This window comes from Curtobacterium sp. PhB128, assembly GCF_004340725.1.
Lineage (GTDB): Bacteria > Actinomycetota > Actinomycetes > Actinomycetales > Microbacteriaceae > Curtobacterium.
The window spans coordinates 140,009-153,682 of record NZ_SLUR01000007.1 but is presented as its reverse complement, the minus strand read 5'-3'; the positions used below and the strand labels follow the sequence as shown (position 1 = coordinate 153,682).

8 protein-coding genes are annotated in these 13,674 nt (G+C 69.5%); 2 read left to right on the top strand and 6 right to left on the bottom strand.

What is annotated here, in order from left to right; translation table 11 throughout:
- Window positions 1–246: 246 nt before the first annotated feature.
- The 6 genes from pstB to EDF23_RS13495 form a co-directional block, all read right to left on the bottom strand.
- Complete coding sequence (gene pstB, locus EDF23_RS13520; protein ID WP_111085283.1) at window positions 247–1,026, bottom strand: phosphate ABC transporter ATP-binding protein PstB; 780 nt, start codon at window positions 1,024–1,026, stop codon at window positions 247–249.
- 34 nt (window positions 1,027–1,060) lie between these two features.
- Entirely contained in the window at window positions 1,061–2,146 is a 1,086-nt protein-coding gene (gene pstA / locus EDF23_RS13515) for a phosphate ABC transporter permease PstA (protein ID WP_131921931.1), read from the bottom strand.
- Window positions 2,147–2,159: 13 nt separating this feature from the next.
- Window positions 2,160–3,110, bottom strand: a complete 951-nt coding sequence (gene pstC / locus EDF23_RS13510) for a phosphate ABC transporter permease subunit PstC (RefSeq protein WP_111085280.1) — start codon at window positions 3,108–3,110, stop codon at window positions 2,160–2,162.
- A gap of 172 nt (window positions 3,111–3,282) precedes the next feature.
- Window positions 3,283–4,386, bottom strand: a complete 1,104-nt coding sequence (gene pstS, locus EDF23_RS13505) for a phosphate ABC transporter substrate-binding protein PstS (RefSeq protein ID WP_123293275.1) — start codon at window positions 4,384–4,386, stop codon at window positions 3,283–3,285.
- Between the two features lie 210 nt (window positions 4,387–4,596).
- Window positions 4,597–5,544 carry an NUDIX domain-containing protein gene (locus EDF23_RS13500; RefSeq protein WP_131921930.1) on the bottom strand — a complete coding sequence of 316 codons (948 nt, stop codon included), beginning with the start codon at window positions 5,542–5,544 and terminating at the stop codon, window positions 4,597–4,599.
- Window positions 5,541–7,706, bottom strand: coding sequence for an RNA degradosome polyphosphate kinase (locus EDF23_RS13495; protein ID WP_123293277.1), 2,166 nt, complete (start codon window positions 7,704–7,706; stop codon window positions 5,541–5,543). Before EDF23_RS13495 ends, EDF23_RS13500 begins: the two co-directional genes overlap by 4 nt.
- Before the next feature lie 207 nt (window positions 7,707–7,913).
- Here EDF23_RS13495 and EDF23_RS13490 point away from each other — a divergent pair, with 207 nt between their 5' ends.
- Together EDF23_RS13490 and EDF23_RS13485 are read left to right on the top strand one after the other, a co-directional pair.
- Window positions 7,914–8,195, top strand: a complete 282-nt coding sequence (locus EDF23_RS13490; protein ID WP_027466625.1) for a hypothetical protein — start codon at window positions 7,914–7,916, stop codon at window positions 8,193–8,195.
- Between the two features lie 106 nt (window positions 8,196–8,301).
- Window positions 8,302–13,653 (top strand): DUF6531 domain-containing protein, encoded by a 5,352-nt coding sequence (locus tag EDF23_RS13485; RefSeq protein ID WP_131921929.1) that lies wholly within the window; start codon window positions 8,302–8,304, stop codon window positions 13,651–13,653.
- Window positions 13,654–13,674 lie beyond the last annotated feature (21 nt).

Here is a 13,674-nt window from a genome sequence, read left to right as displayed (position 1 = left end):
CACGAGGCGATCGACGCGTGCATCGTCGGAACATGCGCACGCACCGTCTGCGTGCGCATCGAGCGACGAACCACGAGACGATCGACGCGTGGATCGTCGGAACATGCGCACGCACGCACCCACGCCGTGCGGCACGCACCCCGCACGGCCCCCGCACCCAGCGCAACCACGAAGGCCCGGTGCGCGTCCGTTGCGGACGTGCACCGGGCCTCCCGGTCGTCCGTCAGCACGACGGACGGACAGCGTTCAACCGAAGCGACCCGAGACGTAGTCCTCGGTGGCCTGGACGGACGGGTTCGAGAACATCGTGGCGGTGTCGTCGAACTCGATGAGCTTGCCCGGCGCACCGGTGCCGGCGATGTTGAAGAACGCCGTCTTGTCGCTGACGCGCGAGGCCTGCTGCATGTTGTGCGTGACGATGACGATCGTGAACTCCTTCTTGAGCTCCTCGATCAGGTCCTCGATGGCCAGGGTGGAGATCGGGTCGAGTGCCGAGCAGGGCTCGTCCATCAGCAGCACGTCGGGCTGCACCGCGATGGCGCGGGCGATGCAGAGACGCTGCTGCTGCCCACCGGACAGGCCCATGCCGGGCTTGTCGAGGCGGTCCTTGACCTCGTTCCACAGGTTCGCACCCTGCAGGGAGCGCTCGACGATGTCGTCGGCCTCGGACTTCGAGACGCGCTTGTTGTTGAGCTTCACGCCCGCGAGCACGTTGTCCTTGATGGACATCGTCGGGAACGGGTTCGGACGCTGGAAGACCATGCCGACCTGGCGACGGACGAGCACCGGGTCGACCCCGGGGCCGTACAGGTCGTCGCCGTCGATCTTGACCGAGCCCTCGACCCATGCGCCGGGGATGACCTCGTGCATGCGGTTCAGGGTGCGGAGGAAGGTGGACTTGCCGCAGCCGGACGGGCCGATGAAGGCGGTGACGGTGCGGGGCTCGATGGTGATGTCGACACCCTCGACCGCCTTGAACTTCGAGTAGTAGACGTTGAGGCCGTCGACCTCGATGCGCTTGGACACGTTGATCCTTCTGGTGGGTGGGGAAGTGGGTTCGCTAGCGCGAGAGCTTGGGGGCGAAGAGTCGGGTGACGAACCGGGCGAGCAGGTTGAGCGCCATCACGATGAGGATGAGCACCAGCGCGGCGGTCCAGGCACGGTCGATGAACGGCTGCGGGTTGGCGCCCTGCTGCGAGTACTGCGTGTACGCGTACACCGGCAGGGTCATCATCGGGTCCTTGAACAGGTCGTAGTTCATGCTCGCGGTGAAGCCGGCGGTGACGAGCAGCGGAGCCGTCTCGCCGATGACGCGGGCGATGGAGAGCATGACGCCGGTGGTGATGCCGGCGAGCGACGTGGGGAGGACGACCTTGAGGATCGTGAGGTACTTCGGCACCCCGAGGGCGTAGGACGCTTCGCGGAGCTCCATCGGCACGATCTTCAGCACCTCTTCGGTGGAGCGCACGACGATCGGGATCATCAGCACCGACAGGGCGACGGAGCCGACCAGGCCGAAGCGGGCGCCCGGGCCGAGGAACAGCGCGAACAGCGAGTAGGCGAACAGACCGGCGACGATCGAGGGGATGCCCGTCATGACGTCGACGAAGAACGTGATGCCCTTCGCCAGTGCACCGCGGCCGTACTCGACCAGGTAGATCGAGGTGAGCAGCCCGATCGGCACCGAGATGAGCGCCGCGAACAGGGTGATCTCGAGCGTGCCGACCAGCGCGTGGATCGCGCCGCCGCCCTCGGAGATCACGCCGCGCATCGAGTACGAGAAGAAGTTCGCGTCGAAGCGGGCCAGGCCGTCGGCGATCACGGTCCAGAGCAGCGACACCAGCGGCAGGACCGCGATGACGAAGGCGGTGATGACGAGCGACGTGACCAGTCGGTTGACGGCCTGACGGCCACCCTCGACGATGCGCGAGACGACCACGATCAGGACGTCGAACAGGACGGTGCCGAGGAACAGGGCGGCGACGACGTTGAAGTCCTTGACCGCACCGCCGGCGTTGAGCAGGGCGAACACGGCCACCAGGGCGACCCAGCTGCCGACCAGCAGCAGCCACGGCACCGAGCGGTGCAGCTTGCCGTTGGCGTAGACGTTGCCGGCGGTGCCGGTCTGACGGAGCGCGAGGGACATCGGGTGCGACCTCTCAGCTGACCCGCGTGCGGACGATGTACCGCGCGAGCATGTTGATGACCAGGGTGATGACGAACAGGATCAGGCCCGTCGCGATCAGGGCGTTCAGGGCGGTCCCCGATGCCTCGGCGAACTGCAGCGCGATGTTCGCGGCGATCGTCGAGGGGTTCTGCGAGGTCAGCATCTGGAAGGTGACGTTCGTCGAGACCGACAGCACCAGGGCGATCGCCATCGTCTCGCCCAGGGCACGTCCGAGCCCGAGCATGATCGCGGAGACGATGCCGGACTTCGCGAACGGCAGCACGGACAGGCGGATCATCTCCCAGCGCGTCGCACCGAGGGCCAGGGCGGCTTCCTCGTTGAGCGTGGGCGCCTGCAGGAAGATCTCGCGCATGACGGCCGTCATGATCGGGATCGCCATCACGGCGAGGACGATTGACGCGGTCAGGATGGTGCGGCCGGTGCCGGACACCTGGCCGGAGAAGAGCGGGAACCAGCCGAGGTACTCGTTCAGGAAGCCGTAGAACGGCTTCACGAACGGCGCCAGCACCACGATGCCCCAGAGGCCGTAGACGACCGACGGGACCGCGGCGAGCAGGTCGATGACGTAGCCGAGCACCGGCGCGAGGCGTCGCGGTGCGTAGTGCGAGATGAACAGGGCGATCCCGAGTGCGAGCGGGACCGCGATCACGAGCGCGATGAGCGCGGACCAGACGGTGCCGAAGACCAGGGGGCCGACGTAGTCCCAGAAGTTCGTGGCGTTGTTCGGCAGGTCGCCGACCTTGGCGGCGAACGCCGGGATGCTCTGCCAGACGAGGAACGCCGCGACGAGCACGAGCACGAAGAGGATGAGGCCGCCGGCGATCACCGAGGCAGCGGAGAACACCCGGTCACCGACGCGGACGACGGCCTTCGGCTTGGTCGGGGTGACGGTGGCCCCTGGCTGGGCCGGTGCGGTCGTCATGGGACTCCTGTCGGAGGAACGCCGGGGGAGGCGACGGGTTCGGGGATGGTACGTGGTGCGTGGCGCTGGTCGGACGGGCGCTGGCGGTGGAGCCGGGCTGCTCGCGTCGCGACGAGCAAGGGCCCGGACGCCGGTCAGGTGGGTGGGACCGGCGTCCGGGCGCTTGAGGGTCTTACTTGATGGAGTCGACCGCGGCAGCGGCCTTGTCGGCCAGGTCGGACGACAGGGCGGCCGACTTGGCCTCCTTCGCCGCAGCGTCCTGGGCGTCGCCGGAGACGACGTAGTTCAGGAAGCCCTTGACCAGGTCGGCCTTGTCCGAGTCCTTGTACTCCTGGCACGCGATGGCGTAGGAGACGAGGACGAGCGGCCAGGCGCCGTCAGCGGTGTCCTTGCGGTCGATGTCGATCGCGAGGTCGTTGTCCTCGCGGCCGGTGGCGACCTTCGAGTCGGCGACGACCTGCGCGGCGCCGTCGGCCGAGATCTCGGTGGCCTTGTCGCCGACCATCAGCTTCGCCTTGTCGAGGTCACCCGCGCCGGAGTCGTCGATGTAGGTGATCGCGTTGGAGGCGCTGCCCATCGCGGAGGCGACACCGGAGGTGCCCTTCGCGCTGTCACCGACCGAGTACGGGAAGGTCTGGCTCGGCTCTTCGGTCCAGACGTCGCCGGCGTTCGCGGAGACGTACTCCGAGAAGTTCTGCGTGGTGCCCGAGTCGTCGGAGCGGTGCACGACCGTGATGTTCGCGTCCGGCAGGTCGACGCCGTCGTTCAGGTCGGCGATCTGCGAGTCGTTCCACTTGGTGATCTTGCCCGAGAAGATGCCCGCGATGGTCTTCGCGTCGAGGGTCAGGTCGCTGACGCCGTCGACCTTGTAGGCGATCGCGATCGGGGAGATGTAGACCGGGATGTCGATGGCCTTGGTGTCGGCCTTGCACAGGTCGAAGGAGCCCGAGAGCTCCTCGTCGTTCAGTGCTGCGTCGGAGCCAGCGAAGTCCGCGGCGCCCGAGATGAAGTTCTTGCGGCCGGCGCCCGAGCCGTCAGGCGAGTAGTTCACCGTGACGCCCTTGGCGACGTCCTGGAAACCGGCGGCCCAGGTGGCCTGCGCGGTCTGCTGGGCGGACGAGCCGGAGCCGGTCAGGGTTCCGGTGAGGCTCGAGGAGCCGGTGTTGCTCGAGGAGGACTCGGTGCTGCCCGCGTCCTCGTTCGCCGCGCACGAGGAGAGCACGACTGCGCCGGCGATCGCGATTGCTGCGATCGAACCGATTCGCTTGATGTTCACAGGGGTCCCTTCGGGGATGGGGTGCAGTGGGACCACTGCGGTCCCTGGGCCGGTGCCGACCCGGGAGCGACTGTAGGGACGCGAGGTGACGGGGATCACGCGCGTTGGTGAACGGAAGGTGAACGAGGGGTTGTGCCGACCGGGAGGCGCGGATCGCGTTCCGGGCGCGGCGGACGGCCGGTCCGTGGCCGGGTGCAGGGCGTGCGGTCGCTACGCCGGGATCGTGTTGCGGTGCGTCTCGACGGCGACGAGGGTCTCGCCGGCGATGTGCATCACCGAGAAGTCGCCGACCGAGAGCATCGCGGCGCGGCGGAGGTCGAACCGGCCGGAGTCGTCGGCGGTCGCGGTGGCGATCCGGGCGATGATGTCCGGCAGCACCGGCCCGTGCGAGCACAGCACCGCGGTCTTGCCCTTGTCGAGCCGGCGGCGGACGACGCCCTTGACGTCTGCGGCGCCACGGTCGTGGGCGTCCTGGCTGATGTCGGGGGTGCTCGAGACGCCGAGCTTCGTGGTGGCGGACAGCGGTTCGACGGTGGCGAGGCACCGGGCCGCCGTGCTGCTCACGATCTTCTTCGGGCCGAACGCGGCGACGGGCGACGCGGCCGCCTTGGCCTGGGAACGACCGACGGGCAGGAGTGGACGGGTGGCGTCCGGGCCGTTCCAGTCGGAGCCGGGCACGGTCTTCGCGTGTCGCAGCGCGATCAGGGCGAACGTGCGGTGGTGGCCCGCGGCGGCGCGCTCGGCGAACCGGTCGAGGATCGCCACGTCGCGCTCGTAGGTCAGGCGGTTGCGGGCGTCGTCGATCGTGACCCACTCGAGGGCGGCGACCTCGTGGTTCGGCGTGAAGTCACCCGCGCGGGCGTACTCCTTCGACGAGACGCGGGCGGCCCAGTAGTGCACGACCTTGTCGCGGCCGTTCGGCAGCACGTACTCCGCAGTGCCGAGCGGGGCGCCGAGGTGCACGCGGTACCCGGTCTCCTCGTCGATCTCGCGCACGGCGGTCGTCGGGACGGCCTCGCCCGGGTCGACCTTGCCCTTGGGCAGGGAGACGTCCTTGTGGTGGTCGCGGTGGATGAGCAGCACGAGGGGCGTGCCGTCCTGTTCGCGCCAGACGACTGCGCCGGCGGCGAGGACGGGGCCCGAGGGACCGCCGCTCACCGAGTGGAGCGCTTCCGAGCCGAGATCTTCCGCATCGTCACATTCTGCACGTCTTCGAGCGGGCGACCGTCATCGTCGGTCGAGTGCCGCGTCCACTCACCGTCGGACTCGAGGTGCCACGAGCTCGCGGTGTCGGCCATCGCCAGGTCGAACATCGCGAGCACCTCGTCGATGTGGTCCGGTGCCGTCAGCCGGACGAGGGCCTCGACGCGGCGGTCGAGGTTGCGGTGCATCATGTCGGCGCTGCCGATGAAGACCGCCGGGTCGCCGTCGTTGTGGAACGCGAACGCGCGGGAGTGCTCGAGGTACCGCCCGACGATGCTCCGCACCCGGATGGTGTCGCTCACGCCCTCCATCCCCGGCTTGAGCGAGCAGATGCCGCGCACCCAGACGTCCACCGGCACGCCCGCCTGGCTGGCCAGGTACAGGGCGTCGATGATCTGCTCGTCGACCATCGAGTTGACCTTGATCCGGATGCCGGACGGCTTGCCGGCGCGGGCGTTGTCGGACTCGGTCTGGATCCGCTTGAGCAGCCCCTTGCGCAGGTGCAACGGCGCGACCAGCAGCCGCTTGAACTTCTTCTCGATCGCGTAGCCGGACAGCTCGTTGAACAGGCGCGTCAGGTCCTTGCCCACGGTGTCGTCCGCGGTGAAGAGGCCCATGTCCTCGTAGATGCGCGAGGTCTTCGGGTTGTAGTTGCCCGTGCCGATGTGGCTGTAGTGCTTGAGCGTGCCGCCCTCTTGCCGGATGACGAGCACGAGCTTCGAGTGCGTCTTCAGCCCGACCAGGCCGTAGACGACGTGCACGCCGGCCTTCTCGAGCTTGCGGGCCCACGTGATGTTGTTCTGCTCGTCGAAGCGTGCCTTGATCTCGACGAGCGCCAGGACCTGCTTGCCCGCGGCGGCCGCGTCGATCAGGGCCTCGACGATGGGGCTGTCACCCGAGGTGCGGTACAGCGTCTGCTTGATCGCGAGCACGTGCGGGTCGGCCGCGGCCTGCTCGAGGAACGCCTGCACGCTCGTCGCGAAGGACTCGTACGGGTGGTGCACGAGGACGTCGTTCGCCTTGATCGCACGGAACAGGTCGGGCTTCGTGTTCGGCTCACCGGGCTGGAACTGCACCGGGGTCGTCGGCACGTGCTTCGGGTAGTGCAGGTCCGGGCGGTTGATCTTCGAGAGCTCGAACAAGCCACCGAGGTCGAGCGGCGACGGCAGCCGGAAGACCTCCTGCTCGGTGATGTCGAGCTCGCGCACGAGCAGGTCGAGGGTCACCGGGTCCATGTCCTCGGTGATCTCGAGGCGGATGGGCGGCCCGAACCGGCGACGCAGCAGTTCGCGCTCGAGGGCCTGGATGAGGTTCTCGGCCTCGTCCTCCTCGATCTCGACGTCCTCGTTGCGGGTGACCCGGAACACGTGGTGCTCGAGCACCTCCATCCCCGGGAACAGGTCGTCGAGGTGGTTCGCGATGAGGTCTTCGAGGGGGATGAACCGCATCCGCCCGGAGTTGTCGTCCGGCAGCTTGATGAAGCGGGAGAAGTTCTGCGGCACCTTCAGGCGCGCGAACTCCTGCCGCTGCGACTTCGGGTTGCGGACCCGGACCGCCAGGTTGAGCGAGAGCCCGGAGATGTAGGGGAACGGGTGCGCCGGGTCGACCGCCAGGGGCATGAGGACCGGGAAGATCTGCTCGTTGAAGTACTCGCGCATCCGAAGCCGGTCGGCCTCGTCCAGGTCGGACCAGTGCTCGACGTGGATGCCGGCGGCGTCGAGGTCGGGCTTGAGCGAGCCGATGAACGCCTGGGCGTGGCGGTCCTGCAGCTCGTGGGCCTTCTTCGCGATGTCGCGCAGGACGTCGCTCGGTGCGCGGCCGACGTTGGTCGGGACGGCGATGCCGGTGTCGATGCGGCGCTTCAGGCCGGCGACCCGGACCATGAAGAACTCGTCGAGGTTGGACGCGAAGATCGCCAGGAAGTTCGCCCGCTCGAGCAGGGGCTGTGTGCGGTCCTCGCCCAGCTCGAGCACGCGCTGGTTGAAGCGGAGCCAGCTCAGCTCGCGGTCGAAGTAGCGGTCCGACGGCAGCGACTCGTGCTCGATCTCGACGACCTCGTCGAAGTCGTCGAGGTCGGGTGCGACGGATTCGCCGTCGAGCTGCGGTTCGGTGTCCATGTCCACATCCTGCCACCAGGGCACCACGGCCGGAGGGGCTCTGGTGGACGCTGTGGAAACCCGCGGTGAACGGACTGTTTGTGGAGGAACGATCACGATATACGAACGGTGACATCTGCGCCGGATTGTGGGTATGGTGGGTCCCGTCAGAGCCTCCGGGGGGATTCCACTGCGCGGGGGTGCAGCTACGAATGAAAGAGGTTCATCATGTCGCGTGTCCTTTCGACCGAGCAGGCCAAGACCGCCATCCGTCAGGTCCAGTCGATCATCAACGGTGGGTTCACCGACCAGATCTCACAGCTCGACGCCCAGGGCCGGATCCTGTCCGACTCCAACGTCTGGGACGGCCCGCTCGCGGCGACCTTCCGTGGGTCGACCTGGCCGGAGACCAAGGCCGCCCTCGACAAGGCGAAGACCGAGCTGGAGCAGCTCCGCACGCAGCTCGACAAGATCTCGCAGGACATCTTCACCGCGGGTGGCGGCGCGTAAGCAGCCACTCGTTCCGCCCGGACCGTCGCGCTCGCGGCGGTCCGGGCGTTCGCGGTCGGTGGGGCCGCGTGACCAGCACGACCAGTACGACTTCGGGGGATGAACCATGGCTGACCTGCACGGCAACGATCCGGTCAAGTTCGACAACGGCACGGCCGACGCACTCAGCACGGCGCTGAACGGCGCGGCCGAGTCGATCGAGGGGCAGGCCGGCTCACGGCAGTCCTACGTCACCACCGCGGCACAGGAGTTCCGCGGGCACTTCTCCGAACTCTTCGCGCAGAACGCGTCGACGGCAGCGTCCGACGGTTCGACGATCGCCGCGAACCTCCGCACCGTCGCGGGGTGGGTCGACAAGATGACGGCCGCTGCCGAGCGGGAGAACGCTCGCCGTAAGGAAGCCCGCGACTGGGAAGCGGAGTACGGCGACCGGAACTTCTTCGAGTGGGTGCACGACAAGGTCGCCGGGGCTCCCGTGCCGCCCACCGTCCACCACGAGGACGCACCGACCTTCGACCAGGCGACCGGACCGAGCACTCCGCGCCAGACGCCGAACCCCGGCTCCGGTGGCGGGGGCGGCGGTGGGACGTCGTCCGCCAAGCCCGCCGACCTCCGCTCGTTCGCCACCGGGTCGTCGACACTGAACCAGTCGCTCGACGGCAAGCCGGCCGGTCTGCGCGGCAAGCTCACCGACTTCGCGTCGAAGTGCTCCTGGGGGCACATCGACGCGACGAGCCTGGTGAACGCCTTCGAGCAGTGGATCACCGCCAACGGCCAGGACGTCACGTGGGCGAACACCATCGCCGACGCGTTCGCTGCTGCCGGCGGTGAAGGCGCCGTCTCCACGGTCTCGGACGCCGCGCTCGCCGCAGCCCTGGCTGCCGCGGGGGTCTCGCAGTCCCGCACCGACCTGCAGTTCGATCCGCCGTCGGCCTACGGGGCCCAGCCGACGACCGGCTACTCGATGGACCCGGTCAACACCACGACGGGCAACTTCCTCGAACCGGAGCTCGACCTCGGGTTCACCGGTGCATCTGCAGCGCTGCAGGTCACCCGCATGTACAACTCCCTCGACCAGCACGTCGGGCTCTTCGGTCCGGGGTGGGCGTCGATCTTCGAGACCCGCCTGCTCCTCGACGACGAAGGCGCGTTGTTCGTCGGAGCCGACGGTCGCCAGGTGCGCTTCCCGCGCGACGGCGAGGGGTGGGCCCGCGGCGTCGGCGAGAACCGCTGGCTCGCGGCCGAGGGTGACCGGCTCGTCGTCCGCGACAACCAGGGCGGGCGCATCGACTTCTCGCCGTCCGGGCTGTGGCTCGGACAGCGCGGTGGGGCCGGCACCGCGGTCCGCGTCGAGCGGGACGGCGCCGACGTCGTCGTGCGCCTGGTGCACGAGCGCGGTCGCTCGATCGACATCGACCACGTCGACGGCCGGGTGGCGGTGCTCCGCGCCTCCGACGGCCGCCGGGTCGAGTACGGGTACGACGATCGCGGCCGACTCGTCTCGGCGACCGATGCCGTCGGCACCCGGACCTACGGCTGGAACGACGACGACCTGATCACGACGGTCACGAGCGCGGCCGGTGTCGTCGAGGTCGACAACACCTACGACGACCAGCGTCGCGTCGTCGAGCAGGCCAGCCCGCACGGCCGCACGGTGCGGTTCGCGTACCTGCCCGGTCGTGTCACGGTGGTGTCCGACCACGACGGCTCGCGGTCGAACTCCTACATCGCCGACGCCAAGGGGCGTCTCGTCGGGGTCATCGACTCCGACGACCGCCGCCAGTCGATGAGCTACGACCGGCACGGCAACCTCGTGTCGGCGACCGAGCGCGACGGCTCGGTGACCGTCCACGCCTACGACGACCGCGGCCGGAAGACCCGCACCGTCACGCCGTCCGGCGGTGACCTGACCTACGGGTACGACGAGCAGGACCGCGTCACGACCGTCGTCACCGAGGCCGGCGCCGTCGTCGCGTACGAGTACGTGGGCGACGACCGCGACCCGTCGGTGATCACCGACCCGGTCGGGGGCCGGACGGAGCTGACCTGGCAGGACGGCGCGCTCACCCGCGTCGTCGACCCGGCCGGCGTGGTCCTGACGCTTTCCCACGACGCGTTCGGCGAGCTCGCCGCGACCACGAACGCTGTCGGCGACACCGCGCGGATCGAGCGCGATCCGGCCGGTCGCCCGGTCGCCGCGGTCAGCCCCTCCGGCGCACGGAGCGAGTACCGCTACGACGCAGCGGGGCTCCTCGTCGAACGACGTGACGCCGACGGAGCCGTCTGGCGCTTCGAGTACGGCGCCGGCTCACGCATCGCAGCGGTCGTGGACCCGCTCGGAGCACGCACCACGTTCGACTACGCCCCGAACGGCGAGCTCGCGACGACCACCGACCCGCTGGGTCGGCGTGTCTCGCGGACGTTCGACGACCAGGGCAACCTGGCGGAGCTCGTGTTGCCGGGCGACGCGGTCTGGACGCTCGCGCACGACGCCTTGTCGCGCCTCCAGGCCATCACCGACCCCGCCGGCGCCACCTGGCGTCGTGAGTACGACGTCGTCGGCGAGCTGACGGCGACCGTCGACCCGACGGGCGTCCGCCAGGAGTTCTCGGACGACGTCGCGACCGGCGTCGCGACCCTGCGTGACGCCTTCGACACCGCGACCGTCCGGTTCGACGAGTACGGCCGACCGGTCGAGTCGACCTCCGACGAGACCGGTTCCGCACTCGTCACCTACGACGCTGCCGGCCGACCCGTCGAACTCGTCGACGGCGAAGGCGGTTTGACCCGACTCGAGCGCGACCTCGCCGGCCGTGTCGTCGCCTTGGTCGCCCCCTCGGGGGCGCGCTCGACCTACGAGTACGACGCCTGCGGTCGACCCACCGCGGCGACTGACGCCGCCGGGGCGCGGACGACGCTCGCCTACGACGCGGACTCCCGCGTCGTGGCCCGGACCCTGCCCACCGGCGAGGTCGAGGAGGTCACGTACGACGCCGTCGGACGTGTGGTCACGCAGACGACTCCGGGTTCCGGCACCGCGCGGTTCCGGTACGACGAAGCCGGGAGGCTCGTCTCCAGCCACGACGCACGCTTCGGCCGTCGTCGGTTCCGCTACGACCCCGCGGGGCAGCTGATCCAGGTCGTCAACGGTCTCGACGGGGGCACCTCGTTCGAGTACGACGACCGGGGAAGGCTGGTGACGATCACCGACCCTGCCGGCGGGACCACGCGACGCGAGTACGACGCCGCCGACCGTGTGGTCGCCGTCACCGACGCGCTCGGCCGCACCACCACCGCGGCCTACGACCCGGCCGGGCGCCAGATCCGCCAGACCGATCCCGACGGCCGCACGACGGAGTGGACCCACGACGCGGCTGGCCGACAGCGGGCCGTGCTCGTCGACGGTGCGGTGCAGTCGGAGATCTCCCGCGACGCCGTCCACCGCACGGTCGTCGTGGCGGACCACACCCGTGGTGCCGGTCGGACGATCGAGCACGAGCTCCAGCACGACCGCCGTGGCCTGCTCGTCCGCCGTGCCCGAGGCGACCAGTCCGTCGCGTGGGAGTACGACGCCGACGGCAACCGCACTGCTCGGGTCGACCCGAACGGCACCCGCACCACCTACCGTCGCGATGCCGTCGGCCGCGTCGTCGGGGTGGAACGGGAGGGCGCCCCTGCCGGCACGTTCTCGTACGACGCCTCGGGTCGGATCGTCCAGGCGGCCACGGGCGAACTGGTGCAGTCGTGGTCGTACGAGGGTGGCGCACTCGTCGCGCACACCTCGACGACGCTCGACGGTGCCACCACCACGCGCATCGAGCGCGATGCCGACGCGCGGATCACCGCGATCGACGGACCGTCCGGAGTGGTGTCGTACGAGTACGACCCTGCCGGCCAGCTCGTCCGCGCCGGGGACTCGACGTGGACCTACGACGACCGTGGGCGACTCGTCGCCGAGACCGTCGGCGGTGTCGAGACGCGCCACGAGTACGACGCCACCGGACAGATCATCGCGACGATCACCGAGGATGGCCGGACCGAGTACGTCCACGACGGTCTCGGCCGACGAGTCCGGCGGACCGCCGCCGACGGTTCGACCACCGAGTACGCGTGGTCCGACCTGGGGTACCTCGCTGCCGTCGTCGACCGCGACGCCTCGTACGCTGAGACCGGTCGGCTCGACGTCTGGGTCGATGCCCTGGGTGAACTCGCCGAGGTGGGCGGGGTCGCCGCGTGGTGGGACTCCGCCGCGGTCGTGCCGTCGCTGATCAGCATCGCCGACACGTCGCTGCTCGACCTGCCGGGGGGTGTCACCGCGATCGGCGATGCCGTCGCGCAGCCCACGTGGCGCAGCGCGCGCGCCACCGATGCTGCGGATCCGTGGGCTGCGCTCGCTGCCGTCACGGACGTCGGACTGCCCGCGGGGGTGGCACTGACCGGTTCCGGCGGGGTGTCCGTCGCCGGGTTGGAGTGGCTCGGCGCACGTGTGTACGACCCGGCGGCGCGGGGCTTCCTGTCGGTCGACCCACTCGCGCCGATCCTGGGTGCGGCGTGGTCGGGGAACCCCTACTCGTACGCCGGCAACGATCCGTTGCACGCCGTCGACCCGCTCGGGTTGCGGCCGGCGACGGACAAGGACCTGCAGGCGTACCGGGATGCGAACCAGGGCGCGATCGCTGCTGTCGGGAGCTGGTGGGACGACAACTGGGAGTACGTGGTCGCGGGGGTTGCGATCGCTGGCGGCATCGCGCTCATGTGCACCGGAGTGGGTGGACCGGCGGGTGTCGCACTCTTGGCGGCTTCCGGTGCCCTGATGTCCGGTGGTATCTCTGTGGCGACACAGAAAGCCACGAAGGGTGAAGTGGATTGGCGAGCAGCCGGCGTCGACGCGGTGGTGGGAGCGGTGGGTGGGGCAGCTGGCGGCGGCGCGGCGCTGGGACTCGGTCGCCTTGCGCCCAACGTTGCGCGAGTAGCCGTGCCAGGAGCGGAGCGCCTGGCCGGAACCTTGCTGAGTTCAACGGGCCGGTCTGCGCTCTCGGCCGGGGCCGCGGGCTCTGCGTCCAACATGACGGATTACGCGTTCAACGGCAAGGATCGTACTGTCGGCGGGTTCATCCAGACGGGAGCCACGGGATTCGCTACCGGCGCGGCAGTCAGTGTTGGCTCGTCTCGGCTCGGGGGATGGGTGGCGGACTCCTTCAGCCCGACGGGCGGTCGGCATGTGATGCTCCCCGAGCCCAGCGGCCGACATGTCTTCGTTCCTGAGCACGCGGTTCGCGGATCGACGGCGGTGTGGAACACGATCACGTCAGAGACAATCGATCGCTCAGCCGGAGCGGGCGGCGCTGTCTTGAACGATGTCCTCACCGGGAAGGATCCGGGCGACTACTTGAAGGATGCTATCAACGGCGCCGTGTCAGGTGCCGGCGGGCCTACGGTTGGTCTCCACAGCCGCTGATGCGGAACAACGAACATCGGA